Annotated in this window: 10 protein-coding genes; all 10 read left to right on the top strand. The window is 65.7% G+C overall.

Going from position 1 to position 18,006, the window contains the following annotated elements; genetic code table 11:
• Positions 1 to 48 precede the first annotated feature (48 nt).
• The gene (locus GF405_05415) at positions 49 to 1,140 is read left to right on the top strand and encodes a hypothetical protein (GenBank protein ID MBD3367594.1); all 1,092 of its coding nucleotides are present in this window, start codon (positions 49 to 51) and stop codon (positions 1,138 to 1,140) included.
• Positions 1,141 to 1,169: 29 nt separating this feature from the next.
• Positions 1,170 to 4,208, top strand: coding sequence for a hypothetical protein (locus GF405_05410; protein MBD3367593.1), 3,039 nt, complete (start codon positions 1,170 to 1,172; stop codon positions 4,206 to 4,208).
• Between the two features lie 73 nt (positions 4,209 to 4,281).
• The gene (locus tag GF405_05405; GenBank protein MBD3367592.1) at positions 4,282 to 5,160 is read left to right on the top strand and encodes a hypothetical protein; all 879 of its coding nucleotides are present in this window, start codon (positions 4,282 to 4,284) and stop codon (positions 5,158 to 5,160) included.
• Between the two features lie 67 nt (positions 5,161 to 5,227).
• Positions 5,228 to 7,705, top strand: coding sequence for a hypothetical protein (locus GF405_05400; GenBank protein MBD3367591.1), 2,478 nt, complete (start codon positions 5,228 to 5,230; stop codon positions 7,703 to 7,705).
• Positions 7,706 to 7,766: 61 nt separating this feature from the next.
• Positions 7,767 to 9,032 carry a hypothetical protein gene (locus tag GF405_05395; protein MBD3367590.1) on the top strand — a complete coding sequence of 422 codons (1,266 nt, stop codon included), beginning with the start codon at positions 7,767 to 7,769 and terminating at the stop codon, positions 9,030 to 9,032.
• A gap of 159 nt (positions 9,033 to 9,191) precedes the next feature.
• Entirely contained in the window at positions 9,192 to 10,946 is a 1,755-nt protein-coding gene (locus GF405_05390) for a multifunctional 2',3'-cyclic-nucleotide 2'-phosphodiesterase/5'-nucleotidase/3'-nucleotidase (GenBank protein ID MBD3367589.1), read from the top strand.
• Between the two features lie 364 nt (positions 10,947 to 11,310).
• Entirely contained in the window at positions 11,311 to 14,178 is a 2,868-nt protein-coding gene (locus GF405_05385) for a T9SS type A sorting domain-containing protein (protein MBD3367588.1), read from the top strand.
• Between the two features lie 238 nt (positions 14,179 to 14,416).
• Complete coding sequence (locus tag GF405_05380; GenBank protein MBD3367587.1) at positions 14,417 to 15,022, top strand: hypothetical protein; 606 nt, start codon at positions 14,417 to 14,419, stop codon at positions 15,020 to 15,022.
• A 194-nt stretch (positions 15,023 to 15,216) separates the two neighbouring features.
• Entirely contained in the window at positions 15,217 to 16,242 is a 1,026-nt protein-coding gene (locus GF405_05375) for a hypothetical protein (protein ID MBD3367586.1), read from the top strand.
• A gap of 627 nt (positions 16,243 to 16,869) precedes the next feature.
• Positions 16,870 to 18,006: N-acetylmuramic acid 6-phosphate etherase (murQ, locus tag GF405_05370; protein MBD3367585.1), on the top strand; the 1,137-nt coding region annotated here is incomplete at its 3' end.

Below are 18,006 nucleotides of genomic sequence, written 5' to 3'. Positions count from 1 at the left end.
TACACGTCGCAGACGAGCCGTCTGCGGGGAAACACCTGGGAGAGTGATATGACGAGAAGCGCAACGGTCGCACTGGCGGCGATGGCCGTCCTGCTGACGGGAGCGGCCCTCGCGGCCCCGGCCCGGGCCGTCACGATCTGCGACGTTCAGGAGTACGACGAGAACGGGTTCTCGCCGCTGCAGGGTCAGAACGTGACGGTGAGGGGCGCCGTCACGCTTCCTCCGGGCTACATCCAGCCCATGTACACGTCGATGTACATCGAGAACGACGGCTGCGGAGTGGCTGTCTTCTGTTTCGACCCTCTACCGTTCGACCTGGCGCTCGGGGACACCATCCAGATCAGCGGCGAGGTCAACGAGTACGTGAGCACGTCGACGGGAGCCGGCGCCACGACACAGATCTTCTGCGACAACCCGAGTGACATCACGCTCATTTCGTCGGGAAACCCCGAGCCGGAGCCGAGCTATTTCAACCTGCAGGAGGCCGGGCAGGAGGAGTACGAGGGCCGTCTCATCCGGACCATCGGCGTCGTCAGGGAGACCAACTACGACTGGCAGATGTACATCTGGCAGCCTTGGTCGGGTGCCGAGATCCAGGTCTACCAGTCGAACAACGACTCGACCGACTTCTCGGGCTTCGACATCGGGGATACGCTGGACGTGACGGGGATCACGCTGCAGTACGACCGGGACCAGCCGTACTTCGACGGCTGGGAGCTCGTGCCGCGGTTCCAGCGCGACCTCAGGTACGCCGACGCGCCCGAGCCGGGAGACCCCGAGTACTGGCCGAACGCAACGCTGAGGGCGCCGGCAAAGCCGTTCGTCCCCGAGCTCGGCTACGTCATGCCGATCGAATACGCAGCGCCCGAGGAGAGCACGGTCACCATCGAGGTCTATGATCTCCAGGGCCGTCGTGTGCGGACGCTGACGGACGGGGAGTACACCGGTCACTCGGACCTCCCCGGGTACTACAAGGACGACTTCTACGTGACCGGCATCCAGGGGTGGGACGGCCGCGACGAACTCAAGCGGCTCGTTCCCGCCGGGACCTACATCGTGAGACTCGAAGCCACCGACAGGGACGGCGACACCAGCGTTGCGACGATGCCCGTTGTCGTCGGTGTCAAGCTGGACGGATAGCACCAGGAGAACCGTCGAAAGGAAGACCCATGAGTAGAGGAGCATTTCTCGCCGGAGTCCTGGTCGTCCTCCTCGCGGCGACGCTGCACGCGGACGTGATACCCATCTCCGACGTCAATGCCGACGACGTGGACGGCTTCCCGATTCTGTGGGATGAGGTTGTCACGGTCCGCGGCGTCGTCACGGTCGGCACAGGACTTCTCGACAGCACGAACGACATCTACATTCAGGACACGACGGGCGGTGTGAACGTCATCCAGGACGGCATGACGTCACCGAGTGTGGCCGCGGGCGACAGCGTCCTGGTGACCGGGCAGGTCGTCGTTCAGACGGCGTCGAAGCGGACGGCCGTCTTCGTCAGTACGATGCTGGTGCCGGGGTCGAGCATCGAGGTGCTCAACTCGGGGAACCCGCTGCCCGAACCGATCGAGCTCGACTGCGAGGACATCTATGTCAACGGAGAGGACTGGGAGGGGAGCTACGTCGTCGTGCGCGATGTTTCGCTCCTTTACAGCTGGCCGCCCTCCTGTCCCCAGAACGGCGACGGAGCGACACAGGTCGCCGACGACGACACGCTGTGCTGGCTGTGGCTCGACAACGACACCGACGTCTGTGGCTCGCGTGCTCCACTCGAGTCGTTCGACGTGTACGGCATCGTGACACCGGACCCGCGCTCCAACTGGCAGCCCGGACACGGCGTGCTGCCGGCCATGCGTTCGTGGATCCTCTCGCTGGGGCCCGGCAGCGGCACCGCGTCAGTGAACCCGGACAGGGTCTACACGAGTGAGACCGTGACGATCGATGTCGACGTCGAGGGAGAGGGGTCGGTGCTCTCGCGCGTCGACATCGCGATCCCCGACGGCTGGACCTGGAGCGGCGACGTCGCCGATGTCTCGCTCTCCGGCGACGGCTTCTCGGGGGCGAGCGTCCTCGCCGACAGTACGTCCGCATCGCGCGTCAGCGTGACGGGTGCGTCGCTCGAGAGCGAGGTTGCGGGAACAGTGACCATCTCAGGACTCGGTACCCCGGCCTCGGCCGTTCAGTCGATGTTCGTCGTCTCGACGGGCTCGGACTCGCTGGCGGAGCTGGCGACGTCGCCCGTGGTGGACGTCGGAGCATCGGCCGACGAGGGGGTCGTTCTCATCAACGAGATCTACGCCGTATCGAAATCGACCGACTCGCGGGACCGGGCCGAGTTCGTCGAGCTCTACAACCCGGGCGGCTCGCCGGTCGACCTGACGGGCTGGGTCCTGACGGACGTGGACGACTCCGGCGAGTGCGGCGCGAACCTCTGGGAGTTCCCCGCGGGTGCCGAGATCGGTGCCGGCGAGTATCTCGTCATCGCGAAAGACACGAAGCGGACGTCGTCGCAGGGATTCAATCCCGTCTTCGGCTTCAATCCCGACTACGAACTCTACGACGCCGAGTACGGCGACGTCGACTGGCCCGGGGTCGACAACCTGACCCTCGTTGCGAGCTCGACGGAGGAGGGAAGCAGAGAGATCCGGCTCGTCGGTGGATACGACGAGAACGGGACGCTCGTCGCGAACACGCCGGCCTACGAAGCGGTCTACCTCTACTCCGACCGCACGAAGGCTTACCTGGTCGACGCCGTCGAGTACCGCGACCCGGTCTTCCTGGACACGGATGCGTGCACCGGCGCCGGCCTCGGCGGGACAGCGGACGCGTGGGTTCCGGGGCCGCCACCCACACATTACTCGCTCGGCAGGGACGAACTTTCGACCGACACCGACGTCTCGAGCGCCGATCTCGTGCTCTCCTCCACGCCGACACCCGGCGAGGTCAACGTCGTGACCGACGACCTCGCACCGGAGGTCGAGAGCGTGCAGGGGGCTGGCAGCGAGTTCTTGCTGGTCGTGTTCAATGAGCCCGTCGACGAGGGCGACGCCGAGGACCTCGGAAGCTACGATGTCGACCGGACGCTCGACCTCAACAGCGCCTGGCTTTCGAGGGACGGGCGAACCGTTCTCATCTCGACGAGCCGGCAGGTCCCGGACGAGCAGTACACGATGTTCGTGACCGGCATCGATGACGTCGCCGGGAACGCCCTCCCGGACACCTCGGTGACCTTCAGCGGCTACTTCGACGACACGACGCCGATCGCCGAGACGCAGGCGTGGAACGACGACGGCTTCTCACAGATGGTGACCGAGGAGGTCGCCGTTGTCGGGTTCACGACCGTCCCCCCGGGCGTCTTCCAGCCCGACCGCACGAACATGTATATCCAGGGCCTGGACGATTGGGGCATCAATCTCTATTCGAACGGTCTCGTGGCGCAGCCGCCGATCTTCGGTGATCTCGTGAAGGCCTCGGGAAGCGTGACCGACTACGTGAGCGCTTCGAGCGGCGCCGGCGCGACGACCGAGATCGACGACGCCGTCATCACGGTGCTCGCCCGCGGCTTCGACATCATCGAGCCCGTCGATCTGCCGTCGGGCGACGTCAACGACGAGCGCTACGAGGGCGCCTTCGTGAAGACCTCGGGCGTCGTCATCAGCGTCGAGGGCTTCGCCTACTTCATCGACGACGGCTCCGGCTCCATCCAAGTCTACCAGAACTTCTCCGACCTCGACTTCTCCGAGTTCGCGCTCGGCGACAGCGTCGAGGTCCAGGGGGTCATCCTGCAGTACGACCTCTCGCGTCCCTACTTCTCGGGCTACGAGCTGGCGCCGAGGTATCAGAGCGACATGATCATCCGCGACGCCCACTACTCGTCTTCGGCCGAGGCGTCGCTGGTCGTCGATACGGAGAACGAGGACCGGCTGATCCTGAACATCGACGCTGATCAGTCAATCCAGATCGCCTACAACGCTCCGCGCTCAAGCTACGTGTCGATCCAGGTCTTCGACCTGCAGGGGCGCAGCGTCGCGACGCTCTACGACGGACTCTCGCTCGGCCCGCAGCGCGTCAGCTGGGACGGGCGGGACGACGAGGGGTTGAAGGTCCCCGTGGGCGTCTATATCTGCCACGTTCAGTCCCGGAGCACCACGGGCGGATCGGACGGCGACGCGGCCATACCGATCGTCGTGGGCAGGGAGCTTGAGTGATATGAGAACGCGTAATCCGGAGAGACACTCGATGACAGGGATCCGGCGGAACGGACCGGACAAGGAGGACATCGTGAGGAAGGTAACAGCAGGAGCGGTTCTCTGCGCGGCGCTCCTTCTGACGCCGGCGGTCGCATCGGCGGCGGGCGTCTTCGACAACCTCAATCTGTCGCCCCGGGCGCGCGCCATGGGCGGAGCGTTCGTCGCGGTCTCCGACGATGAGACGGCCGTGTTCACGAACCCGGCCGGGCTCGCGGAGCAGGAGGGTGTGGGGGTCTACGGGAGCTACGTCGATCTCTACGGGTACGACTTCCTGGACCTGGGCTCGGTGGCGGCGCGGGTTCCGACGAAGTACGGCACCATCGGCGTCGGCGGACGCGTTCTGGCCGTCGAGTACGGCGGGGTCGACCTCGAGCGCGAGACGACACTGGCCGTCGCTCACGGGTTCACCGTCATGAAGGACGTGCACTCGTCGCTGTCGCTCGGCTACGCCGTGAACCTCTACGGTCTTTCGTTCGGCGCCGAGGACCTCGCGGGCGAGGACCTTGGTGATGCCACGACCGTCGGGCTCGACATCGGCGTGATGGGCACGCTGCGGACGCGGACGAGCTTCGGGTTCTTCCTCAAGAACTTCAACAACCCGAAGATGGGTGAGCCGGACGCCGAGGACCTGCCCCGCTGGTTCACCGCCGGCGTCGCCTACAATCCCTACGGAGGCGTCACGACGAGCCTCGAGTTCCAGAAGCAGGACACGCAGGACCTGCGGGCGTGCTTCGGACTCGAGTTCGAGATCGCGGAGTATCTGACGCTGCGCGGCGGACTTCAGAATCAGCCGGACCGGCTTTCCGTCGGGTTCGGTACCCACTGGCGCATGGTCCGGATCGACTACAGCTACACGTCGCACGCGGAGCTCCCCGGCTCGCATCACTTCGGGGCGGGAGTCTCTTTCTAGCACGGCGGTCTGACAGGGTCGCGCCCCGGAGGAAAGGCGGCGCGGCGATGGAAGCGTGGGAGGAACGATGAGACGAGTTGGCACCCTGGGACTCCTGGCCGTGCTGATTGGGTTCGGGCTCGCCGGCGCGCTTGACGCGACGGCCGCCGAGCAGCTCGATCTGAACCGGGCGACGCTCGACGAGATCATGGAGTTGCCGATCTCCGAGGAGGCGGCGCGAGCCATCTGGCACTACCGGGAGTTCCGCGCGTACTTCGAGAGCGTCTACGAGGTCAGGGCGCTCGACGATCTGACGGCCGAGGAGTTCGAGCGCATCAAGCCGCTCGTGCTCATCGAGCCGGTTCCCATCGAGGACGAGGAGCTCCAGAGGGTCAACGAGATCTACTACCGTATCCGTGGCTGGGAGGCGGAGGAGGGGGCGAACGAGGCGCTCGTCGACCACTGGATCGATCTGGCGAAGGACCCGTTCAACGTCAACACGGCGTCCTACTACCAGCTCGCGAACCTCCAGAACGTCTCGCCGCCCGACGCGGCGGCGATCTATCGCTACACGAGACGGAACCAGATCGACTACCGGACGGCGCTTCGCAGGGTTCCCGGACTCACGTACTGGGGCTACTACAACGCCAGGAACTTCGTTCGCTACGAGGAGCCCGAGGAGACGACCGGGTTCCGCGGCAGCTACCAGTTCCGTTCGTACGAGCCGAGCCTCTTCGACGAGAGCGAGATTCTGAGGGAGGACCGGAACGAGTCGTACGACGGGTACGACTCCTGGTGGGACCGTCTCGATCTCGAGAACGCGCCGCCGAGTTTCCAGCACAAGCTGCGCCTGCGCTACGGGAAGACGATGCGGGCGGGGGCGCTGGTCTACAGCGGCTTCGGCAGCGACACCGACTTCGATGCTACAAAGGCTCACGTGAGCTTCCAGGACCAGTCCCTTGGCCCGGTGGACTTTGACAGCATCATCCTGGGCAACTACTCGGTCGCGTTCGGCCAGGGCCTCGTCATGCAGAACACGGACTACTTCAGGCCGCGAAACACCGGGTACGGCTGGAACACGCGCTACACGGGGATCCTCGGCGACATCTCCCCGACGCAGGAGTTCCAGCTCAACGGCGCCGCTGCGGAGTTCGAGGTGGGTCCCGTCAGGAGCATCCTCTTCTACTCCGACGACTGGAAGGACGCAGTTCTCAATCCGGACGGAAGCGCCAATCAGTATATCGTGATGACGCCCCGCATCGAGAACTCGGACCTTGAGGCGGGGGGCCTAAGGCCGATGCGAGACGTGCTGCACGAGCAGACGCTCGGCGGGAACGTCAAGTACGTGTTCGGTCCGGGCACGTGGGTCGGCCTCTCGGGCTACGAGGCCAGGTACAACAAGTACTTCAAGGCCGCGTACGACCCCGAGGGCACGAACGACGTCAGCTGGATGGTACCGGACGGCGACGAGGACCACCTGGTCGCAATGGACAGCGAGTACTTCAGCTCGTACACGAGCCCCGGGAAGTTCCGTCGGGTCTACGGGAGCGAGTTCCAGTGGGTCCACGAGAACATGGTCATCGCGGGCGAGTATGCCGGCCTCGATGCCGACGGGAAGCTCTCGCAGTTCGACGACGATCCGAAGGCGCTCGTCGTGACCGGCTACGCGCAGTACTCGAATCTCAACCTGCTGGGCGTCTACCGGGATTACGACCTCGGCTTCGAGAACCCCTACTGCAGAGGCTTCTCGGAGTACGCCCGTTTCAAGGGAACGGTCCTGGAGGATCCCTTCTACGTGGCCGACCCGATCTACAGCCTTCTTCACGCGAACTCGTTCATGCCGCAGGCGGAGCGCGGCCTCTACCTGAACTCCCGCTACCGCTTCTCGCACAGGCTGACACCGTCCTTCGAGTACGACGTGTGGGAGCGCAAGGCCGACGGGTCCGACTACTCCCGTCTCGTGCTCAAGCTCCGGTTCCAGCCGATCTACAACATCATCATGAACCTGAGGCACAAGTGGCAGGGACGGCTCGTTTCCAACAGTCTCTCGCCGATGGTCTACGACCAGGTTGAGACGCGGTTCCGCATCGAGTATCGCCTCTCGGCCTACGACGAGGTCGAATTCCTGTTCTCGCGCTCGTGGATCAAGTGGCCGCCGCGTTCGCGGCTGACCGACAACTTCGAGGCCGACGGCGGGAATCCACCCTACGGCAACGCGGGGTCGCCCTCGTACGCGCTGGGCGGCACGGTCACCCACAACTTCTCGGACTACCTGAAGCTGACGGCGTCCGCCGTCTACTACGACGGCTTCCTCTGGAACTTCGAGGACGGTCAGTTCGAGGTGATGGACGGCGAGGCGTTCAGATACTGGATCTCGATCTCCGACCGCATTTCGGACCACCTGGCTCTCAGGGTCCGCTGGACGAACAACACCGGCATCCCGCTCACGTACGTCGATGCCAGGGAGTACAACGAGAACGACCCGCCGGCCAACCCTGAGCCGGATGCGTGGTACGTTCGGGACGACGGCTCGATGTTCCGCGTTCAGCTCGACTACTCGTGGTAGACACCGACGGAATCTGACAGAGGATGACACGATGCGACTGGTAAGCGAACGGAGGCAGACCATGAGACGAGCGACGGCCGTGACGGCCCTCGTCGCGCTCCTCCTGACCGCCGGCAGCGCCTGGGGCTACACGCTCGCCGAGCGGCTCTACGGCAACGAGATCACGCCCGCGGACGGGAGGTCGCTCGCGATGGGTGAGGCGGGTCTCGCGTCGGCCGACGGTGTGCGCGGCATGGCGATGAACCCCGCGCTGATCGCCAAGACCGACGGACTTCAGGTCGGGTTCTCGTCCCTCCTGATCAACGCAGAGGAGGCGAGGAACGTCCCGGTGCACGACAGCTTCGACGGCGTCATCGTCGACAATACCTACGCGCTGAACTCGGCGCTGTACGATCGCTACATCGGCGCCGTCGCGTACCGGTCGCCGAACGCGGGCCGATGGATGCCCGTCGTGGGGCTGACATATCGGCCGAGGCTCGACATGAGCTACGACTACCATGTGCAGTACCGCGACCCGGACAGCCAGGCCGAGCCCGAGGACAGGATCATCGAGGACTACTTCCTCGAGTCTGACGGCGGGGTCGATGCACTGACCGTCACGCTGGGCCAGACGATCGTCGAAGACGTGCATGTGGGACTGGGGATCGACTTCCTTCGCGGCGGTTTCGATGTCCGCGAGCGATGGGTCCATCCGGAGGACTCGGAGATCGACGACGCCGAGTCCTGGTCCCAGTTCGATGATATGTCGGGCTCGCAGGTCTCGCTCGGCTTCCTCTACGAGCGCTTTCACCGGCTTGATATCGCCTGCGTCTACAGGAGCGGCTATACGCTCGACGGCGACTACGAGATCCGGAGCGCCTTCGGCGACACGTCCGAGGGAGGATTCGAGTACGAGTATCCCGGGACGTTCGTCGTCGGCCTCGAGTACCATCCCAGGAACGAGATCCTGACCGCCGTCAGCCTTGATGTCGAGTTCGCGCAGTGGTCCGAGTTCGAGGACGACCTTCACGGGGATCCCGACTTCGAGAACACGATCACCTACCGTCTGGGTGTGGAGCACGGCTTCTACGATAACTCGTTCGCCCGCTTTGGCTTTCTCTACCAGCCGGCCTATATTGATGACGGTGTGACCAGAACGGGTTTCTCGGCCGGTCTCGGACTCGATGTTCTGGGTGTCAGGGTCGACATGGGCGGCCAGATCGGCGTCCGCGAGTATGACATCGAGGACGTGCGCTACGACTTCGTTAACGAGGAGTTCGTCACTGTCGAGGCCCGGGTCAGGGAGACGACCAGCAGGGCGACCGTCTCGGTCGTGCACACCTTCTGAGAGGTTGACGCGCCCGGGGGCAGCCCCGGAGACCGACGCGGCGCCCGGGTCCGAACGCCGACGTTCGGCGACGCGACCGGCGATGTGGCCGCCGCGTGATTCCGGCGGGATCGTCCGGCGCCTTCGAGGGGATCTACGAGGACGGGAGGAGTTGAAGCGATGAGGAACCGGATGACACGACAGGCTCTGTGGGTCGCGGTGGCCGCGGCTGTCCTGCTCGCAGCCGCTCCGGCGGGTGCGGCCGACGAGGACGGCCTGGTGCGCCTCTCCGTCATCTTCACGAACGACATCCACGGCGGGATCGACCCCACCGGCGCGACCTTCATGAACCCGGAGTTCCCGCCGCCGCTTGGCGGTGCCGCCTCGGCGAAGGCCTACATCGACAGGGTCCGGGAGCAGGCACGCGAGGAGGGCGGATACGTTCTGATAATCGACCAGGGCGATATCTTCCAGGGCACACCGGTCGGGAACTACAGGAACGGCGAGTCGGTCATCGAGTACTTCAATCACGTTCCGATCGACCTCTGGACAATCGGCAACCACGACTTCGACGAGGGAATCGAGAATCTCTGGCATCTTGTCGAGATGTCGGAGATGCCCGTGCTCTCGGCCAATCTGCGGTGGGAGGACGGTACGGAGATCGACCTCATCGAACCCTACGTCATGAAGGATTACAACGGGATCAAGGTCGCGGTCATCGGTCTCACCACCACCGACACGCCGCAGATGGCGTTCCCCGAGCACGTCAAGGGCGTGCAGTTCCTGCCGGCCATCCCGACGGCCGAGCGGTATGTCGAGGAGGCGCGCGAGAAGGGCGCCGACATCGTCTTCATCTCCGGACATATGGGGCTGCCGTATGATCCGGAAGAGGGATACGAGGAGATGATCCAGGAGGAGGAGGAGCGCGGCGAGACGGTCCGCGAGCCTCTCGAAGAGGGGAAGTGGGGCGCGAACGCGATGGAGATCGCGCACGCCGTCCCAGGCATCGACGTGTTCTTCGGCGGCCACATCCACAAGGGCTTCGACAAGCCGTGGGAGGAACCGTCGACCCACACGCTGCTCTTCCAGACGTACGGGCGCGGCTCCGGCGTCGGGCACGTCGACATCCTCATCGATCCCGAGACCGAGTCGATCGCCGGCTACGATCTGCCCTCGATCCGCGGCGGCCTGATCACGCTCTTCGAGGATGAGCACTGGCCGGATCCTGAGATGGACGCCATGGTGACGGCCTTCGTCGAGGAGGCCGAGGAGGGCATGGACCGGGTGGTCGGCTACACCGAGGTCAACCTGACGCGCGGCGGCGAGGGCGAGACACGGATGGGAAACCTCGTCTGCGACGCCATGCGCGAGGAGACCGACGCCGACTTCGCATTCACGAACCTGGGCGGCATCCGCGACGAGATCCCGGCGGGGCCGATCACTCCGCGGCAGGTCTTCCGCGTGCTCCCGTTCGGCAACAGCCTCATTGTCTACGAGATCAGCGGGAGGCTCCTGAAGCAGATCATCGAGTACCGCGTCAGCGCCGACCATCACGGCGTCTACATGTCGGGCGCCGAGATCGTCTACAACAAGACGCGGCCCGACTACGACCGCATCACGCACTTCAAGGTCGGCGGCGAGCAGTGGGAGCCGGACAAGATCTACCGTGTCACGACGAGCGACTTCCTGGCCGCCGGGAACGCGGGGCTCTACATGCTTCCGGGGATTCCCGACGATCAGACCATGCGCACCTCGACGACCATCAAGGACGCGGTCATTCACTACATTGAGAGGCACACGCCGATCAACGTCGAGCTTGACGGCCGCTGGCAGCGGGACGACACCGCCGAGAAGGACCCCGCGCTGGCCGAGGCCATGGAGGGAATGGAGCCTCTGAAGCCGCCGGATGAGGTCGAGACGGGACCCTACGAGTAGAGAGCGACCAGCAGTCAGAAACAGGCAGCGAGGCCCCCGGAGCTCCTCTCCGGGGGCCTTCTGCGGTCTCGTCGGCGACGTACGGTGCACCGCGGCGCTCCTACGCACGGCGCCCGCGGCGCGGCGGTCAGCGCTGAGCGCTGGTTCATGCCGGTGGCAGGGAGCCCGTTCCTCTGGACATTTCAAGGACAATCTGCTATACTTGCGAGACTCCGAAAGCGAGCCGCATGCGGCGATGGAGAGGTCTATCCCCGCACTGCGGATGGGTATCTGGATGATCAGGGAAGCCGCTTTTCGGGGCGGCTCTTCTGGAACTGCGGGTCCCGTCGGGGATCCCTGCGCATGCACAAGGAGGTAGACAGTGATGAGGAACGTGTCTTTCGTGGCCGTTGCGTGTCTCGTGCTCTTTGCGGGGCTCGCGATGGCGGATCCCTCAGGCAACAACGTCGTTCTGAACGAGGTCTATCCCAATCCCTCGGGAAACTACGACGGCGCCGAGTTCATTGAGCTCCACAACCCGACCGGCTCCGCGATCGACATCAGCGGGTGGGTGCTGGCCGGTACGGAGTACGCTGAGACCTGCGGCGGCGAGGACCGCTGGCAGTTCCCCGCCGGCACATCGATCCCGGCCGGCGGCTACGTCGTCGTGGCGAAGGACGGGGCCGACGGCGACGACGGTTTCTTCGAGGAGTTCGGTTTTTATCCGGACTTCGAGATGTTCGATCCGTCGTTCCAGTACGACGATGACAGCGCTCTCGTCGACAACCTGACGCTGCTCGATGACGACCCCGCCACGTACTACACGGACGAGATCACGCTCGTCGGCGGGAACGGCTACGGCGTCCAGTGCGGCGGTTACTCGAACGCGGACGTCGTCTACCTCTACACATCCGCGACGCTCCTCACACTCGTCGACCTCGTCGAGTACGCCGACATGGACATCTGCACGTCCGACCCCTGCCCGGGCGACGACGGCGCCGACGACAACGCCTTCCCCGAGATTCCCTTCCTCGGCAACACGATCGGCCGCGACGCCAGCGGCACCGACTCGGACGCGAGCATCGACGACTGGACGCTCCAGGCGCCGACGCCGGGCGCGGTCAACGTGCTGAACACGCCGCCGTGGATCCGTGACGTGCGCTACTCGCCGATCCCGCCGACCGGCGGCACGCCGACCGAGATCAGCGCGACCATCAGTGACGACGGCGTCATCGACTCGGTCATGGTGTACTACAACGTCGACGACACAGGATGGGCGCGCGTCTTCGCCAGCTCGCCCGACTCGGTCTATACGGGGAGCGTCCCGGCGCAGATGGCCGGTTCGCAGGTCAAGTACTACGTCCGTGCGGTCGACGACTTCGGCGCGGGGATCAACTACCCGGCCGAGGGTCAGAACGACCCGTACCAGTACTCGGTGGGCTACACGTCGGTCTACAACGTGCAGTTCGTCGGGGCCGGCGGCGACACCTCGCCGCTCGTCGGCCAGGCCGTCAACATCCGCGGCATCGTCACCGCGGGCGACGACGCCTTCGGGAGCAGCAACTTCTATCTCCACGAAGGCACCGGTCCGTTCAAGGGTGTCAAGTGCTATGCGCCCGGCTACGACGGCGACATTCTCGAGGGAGACGACGTCACCATCTGCGGTCAGGTGACCGAGTACTACAACGAGACCGAGATCTACCTGCACTTCGCGGAAGCGCTCGTCGTGCACTCGAGCGACAACCCGACGTACGGGTTCACCGAGATCACCACGGCGCAGGCCAACTCGCTCTCGGTCGAGGCCGAGCGCTACGAGGGCCAGCTGTGCCAGTTCAACGACGTGACCGTGACGTACGAGCCGAACACGTACGGCGAGTGGCGCGTGCGTGACTCGTCCGGTGAGGACGCGTGGGTCGGCGACTACGGCTTCTACTACTACGAGCCCGAGGTCCTCGACGAGCTGTCCGAGCTCAGGGGCATCCTGATGTACAGCTACAGCGACTACAAGCTGGAGCCCAGGAGCGACGACGACATCGTCGGTCCTCCCACCGTCGGTACCGTGCGGTACACGCCGGTGGCGCCCGAGGCGGGCGAGACCATCACCGTCACGTGCATCGCCGCGGACGACGTCGCTGTGACGACGGCCACCCTCTACTACGCGCTCTCGTCGTCGGGTCCCTTCACGGGCGTTCCGATGTCCGAGGTGACGCGCTACGAGGGTACCTGGACGGCCGATATCGGTCCCTTCTCCGGCGGCGACCGCGTCTACTACTACGTCGAGGTCTCCGACGGCCAGATGGACGGCCGCGTGCCGTCAGCCGGCAGCTACAGCCTCTACGTCGGCCTCCTGGACATCGCCGACATCCAGACCGTGCCGGCCGGCGAGGACACGTCCTCGCTCAAGGGGCTGGCCGCGAACATCCAGGGTGTCGTCACGGTCGCCCCTGGCGAGTTCAGCGACTACAACTGGTACGTTCAGGACGCCTCGGGTGCCTGGAATGGCATCCTCGTCTACGACCGTACCGGCTCGCTCAGCTTCGAGCGTGGCGATGAGGTGCTGCTGTCCGGGCAGGTGGACGAGTACTTCGGCGAGACCGAGTTCGCGCTCCACTTCCCCGAGGCGGCCGAGCTGGTGACATCCCGCGCGACGATCCCCGATCCCACCTCGATCGCGACGGGTCTGCTCCAGAACGTTGTCTCCGGCGAGCAGTATGAGGGCGTGCTCGTGTACGCTGAGGACTGCACCGTCGAGGACGACGACCTCGGCTACGGCGAGTGGGCGATCACGAACGGCGCTCCCGCCGACACCTGCCGCGTCGACGATCTTGGGAGCTACGACTACGTCCCGACGATCGGTGACAACGTCTACGTGATCGGCGTTGTGCAGTACAGCTACGGCGATTACAAGATCCAGCCGAGGGACAACGCGGACATCGCGGCCAATCCGGCCGGGATCGACGACGGTCTCTCCGCCGCGAGGTTCGATCTCTCGCAGAACGCTCCGAACCCGTTCAACCCGATCACAGAGATCGCGTTCAGCGTCCCGCGCGAGACGGACGTTGAGCTCGCGATCTACGACGTCACGGGCCGCAGGGTCGCGACGCTCGTGGACGGCACCCTCGAGGGCGGCGTCCACCGCGCGGTCTGGAACGGCCGTGGCGACACGGGTGAGCAGGTTGCGAGCGGCGTCTACTTCTATCGCCTGACCGCCGGCGGCGAGATGGTCAGCCGGAAGATGGTGCTTCTGAAGTAGCCCGCTCGGTCGATAGAGAAGCAACAGAGCCCCCCGCGTCATCCGGCGTGGGGGGCTTCTTCCTGTGGCCGCCGCCCGGTCCCACGACCGGTCCCGGGTGGTACGCTTCGTGCTTCTGACAGCGCGTACAGTGCGGTTCCGACACCGCCGTGGACAGATCCCCCGCCGCGTCCCCCGCTCACCTTGCCGTCCCCGACGCCGTCGGCTCTCAGAAACGCCTCCCCAGGAGAAGCTCACCATGTTCATGCTGCGCATTGCTGTGCTCGTGCTCGCGGGTGCTGTCGCCGCGCCGGCCTGCGCCCAGGTTGTGATCAATGAGTTCATGCCGGACCCGGCGGTCGACTGGTCGCCGTCCGACGGGAACGAGGAGTACCATTCGGTCGAGGATGAGTGGATCGAGATCCTGAACATCGGTGCCGGCCCGATCGACATCACGGGCTGGAGGCTCAGGGACGCCGTGTCCGACTCGAGCTGGCGCTACGAATTCTCCGGTTCGCTCGCCGCCGGGGCCTACGCGGTCGTGTACGGGAACGAGGCCTACGACTGGGAGGATCAGAACGGATACCCGAGGTACGGTCTCTCGCTCAACAACAGCGGCGACACGGTCGCTCTCGTCCGTCCCGACGGCACGGTCGTCGACGCCGTGACCTACGACGGGTCGCAGGTCGACGACGACCGCTCGATCGGCCGCATTCCGGACGGCGTCGGCTGGTGGGAGGTCCTCGACGGGCTCAACCCGGCCGACCCGCCGATCTCAGGAATCGAACCCTCGCCCGGCGATGTCAACGTGGCCTCGCCCGTTGAACCGTGCGGCTGGGGTGAGATCAAGGCGCTCTTCCGCTGAGGCCCCGCACGGGCGCATCCGGTTCGCGTGCGCCGCCCGGCATGCCGGGCGAAGCGCTCGCCCTGTCACGCAACGGGTCCCGACCGCACCGCCGGTCGGGGCCCGTTCGCGTTTCGTGTCCACGACGTTGACACCCGCTCGCCGGGCTCCCTATACTGCACTGGTCACCCCCGGCCACAGCGATCCGAGGCATCGTGCTGGAACTACACATTGCGCTCTTCATCGCCGGGGCGGCCGTCATCCTCTGGAGCGGGAGCCGACTGCCGGTCCTCGCACAGTCGGTGGCTGTCAGCCTGGGCATCGGCGCGACGACCATCGGTCTCTTCGTGCTCGCGCTCATCACATCGCTTCCCGAGTTCGCCGTCACGGTCTCGGCGGTCCTCAGGGGTGCGCCCGACCTTGCGCTCGGCAACGTCCTCGGCAGCAACAACTTCAACCTCGCAATGGTCGTGTTCCTCGAGTTCGTCGCGGCCCGTGGCGTCTTCCTGGCGCACGTCGACACGTCCCGGTTCACGCGGACATGCACGCTCGTGGCCGGATTCACGGCGTTCGCGGGACTGGGCATCGTGATCGGCTGGACCGACGGGAGCGGGGTCGCTCCGATCCTCGTCGTCAGTCTGCCGATCGTCGCCGTCTTTATCATCGAGTCGTTCCTCGGCGGACGCGGAGTCATCGAGGACGACGAGGACGGATCCGTGCCGGTTCCCGCGACAAAGGGCGAGATCCTGCTGTTCCTCGGGCTCGCGGTCCTCGTCGTCGGGGCCGGGGTCGTCGTCTCGTTCTCGGCTGACGCGATCGCGACGTATCGCTTCTCGGTCGGCGGCAGGTTCTTCGTGCTGGGGCACTCGTTCGTAGGCACGCTCTTCGTGGCGATCGCGACCTCGCTTCCGGAGGTGACGGTGGCCATCGGAGCGGTACGGGGCGCGAGATCGGGCGACATGGCACTGGGGACGCTTCTCGGCAGCAATAGCCTGAACGTCCTCATCTTCGCGGTGGGGGCCCCGCTTCTCTGGTTCTCGGAGGGACGCAGCGGCTGGTCGAACCTCTCATCCGCGAACATGGTGAACGTCGCGGTAGCCCTGATCCTGACAGGAACAGTTCTGGCCGCGATGCGGACGGCCCGCAGGGGCACGCCCAGCAGTCTCTCGAGGGCGCTCCTTGCGACCATGGCGCCCGTCTACCTTGTGGGCCTCTATCTGGTGTTCAGGGGAGGAGTGTGACATGGACGACAACGGCAGCGGTTCCGCCGAGCCTGCGGTTCGAGACCGCAGGAGCGTCGACTACTGGGGCGCCGTCACGGGCGCGCTCCGGATCGCCGGGCGGCACAGGCTCCTCTGGTTCTTCGGCTTCTTTGCCGCCTCCGGCGGGGGCGGTGGGGGCGGGACGAACTGGAGCGAGGACGCCGCCCCGTGGGTGGAGGACTTCTTCGCACAGCGGGTCGAGCTCCTGGTGCTCATCATCCTGGCGCTCGTCGTCCTCGTCCTGGCGCTCTTCATCATGAGCATGATATCGCGTGGAGCGCTCATCGGAAGCGTGGGCCGCATCACACGGGGCGAGAGGCCGACGTTCGGGAAGGCCTGGGATCTCGGTGTGAGCAATGCGCTGGCGATGTTCGGACTCGTTGTGCTCTCACTGCTCGCCTTTCTTCTTGTGTCGGCCATCTGTGCGATTCCGGTCATCCTGCCGATCGTGGCGGGTGCGCCCGGCATCGCGATCTCGGTCGTCATCGCGGTCATTCTGTTCTTTCCCTATCTCGCGTTCCTCTTCGCGCTTGCGCTCACAGTGACCTACGCTGAACGGGCCGTCGTCATCGACCGGACGCCGTTCTTCGACGCTATCGCGGCCGGATGGACGCTGCTCCGGTCTCGCGTCTGGGACTCGCTCGCCTACTGGCTGATAGGGCTCCTGGCGGGAATCGTCTACACGGTCGGCATCGTCTTCATCCTGGTGGTCGTCGGAGCGCCTCTCTTCATTCTGGGAACACAGAACCTGGTGGCGGCGCTCGCCGTCGGAATCCCCCTCGGGTTCATCATCCTGATTCTGGCGAACGGGTTCTACGGTACCTTCAGCTACGCATACTGGACGCTGGCCTATCTCGAGCTGAAGGAGGCGGGCACGGCATGAGCCCCGACGCGAAGGCGTTCGAACCGCCCCGGCGTGACATGTCGGGCATGGGCGACCTCGAGACCGAGCGGAGGAATCCCCGTTCGCGGGACATCGACCGCATGTCGGCGCTCGAGATCGTGGATCTCATCAACGGCGAGGACCGTCTGGTCCCGGAGGCGGTCGGACGGGTGCGGCATGAGCTGGCCGGAGTGGTCGAACTCGTGGCCGAGCGGCTCCGTCGCGGAGGCCGTCTGATCTACGTCGGCGCGGGGACGAGCGGGAGGCTCGGCGTGCTCGACGCGGCCGAGTGCCCCCCGACGTTCGGCACCGATCCCGCGGCCGTCCGGGGCATCATTGCCGGAGGCTACGGAGCGCTCGTGCGGGCGAAGGAGGGGGCCGAGGACATCGAAGGCGACGGCGCACGGGACCTGTCCGAGCTCGACCCCCGGGACGATGACGTCATCGTCGGGATCGCGACGAGCGGCGTCACGCCGTACGTCCACGGTGCGCTCCGGGAGGGACGGCGTGCCGGAGCGGCGACCGTCTTCGTGTGCTGTTCGCCTGCGCGCGGCGGCGTCGAGGCCGACATCACGGTGGCTCCCGTCGTCGGCCCTGAAGTCATCACCGGCTCGACCCGGATGAAGGCGGGTACGGCGACGAAGCTCGTGCTCAACACGATCACGACCGGGGCCATGGTGCTCCTCGGGAAGACGTACGAGAACCTGATGGTCGACCTGACGGCGACGTGCGACAAGCTCAGGGACCGGGCGATCCGGATTCTGCGCGAGACCGCCGGCGTGGACACGGACGAGGCAGTGCGCCTTCTCACCGACGCCGACGGCTCCGTCAAGAGAGCGATCGTCATGGCGAGGAGCGGC

It is taken from the genome of Candidatus Effluviviaceae Genus V sp., assembly GCA_014728125.1.
Classification (GTDB): domain Bacteria; phylum Joyebacterota; class Joyebacteria; order Joyebacterales; family Joyebacteraceae; genus WJMD01.
The sequence above is the reverse complement of the archived record's forward strand: the minus strand, read 5'-3'. Positions and strand labels throughout refer to the sequence as shown.

Coding starts and splice junctions, on each gene's coding strand:
- GF405_05380 (MBD3367587.1), top strand. CDS start 14,417: ATGTTCATGCTGCGCATTGCTGTGCTCGTGCTCGCGGGTGCTGTCGCC.
- GF405_05410 (MBD3367593.1), top strand. CDS start 1,170: ATGAGTAGAGGAGCATTTCTCGCCGGAGTCCTGGTCGTCCTCCTCGCG.
- GF405_05395 (MBD3367590.1), top strand. CDS start 7,767: ATGAGACGAGCGACGGCCGTGACGGCCCTCGTCGCGCTCCTCCTGACC.
- GF405_05400 (MBD3367591.1), top strand. CDS start 5,228: ATGAGACGAGTTGGCACCCTGGGACTCCTGGCCGTGCTGATTGGGTTC.
- GF405_05385 (MBD3367588.1), top strand. CDS start 11,311: ATGAGGAACGTGTCTTTCGTGGCCGTTGCGTGTCTCGTGCTCTTTGCG.
- GF405_05390 (MBD3367589.1), top strand. CDS start 9,192: ATGAGGAACCGGATGACACGACAGGCTCTGTGGGTCGCGGTGGCCGCG.
- GF405_05415 (MBD3367594.1), top strand. CDS start 49: ATGACGAGAAGCGCAACGGTCGCACTGGCGGCGATGGCCGTCCTGCTG.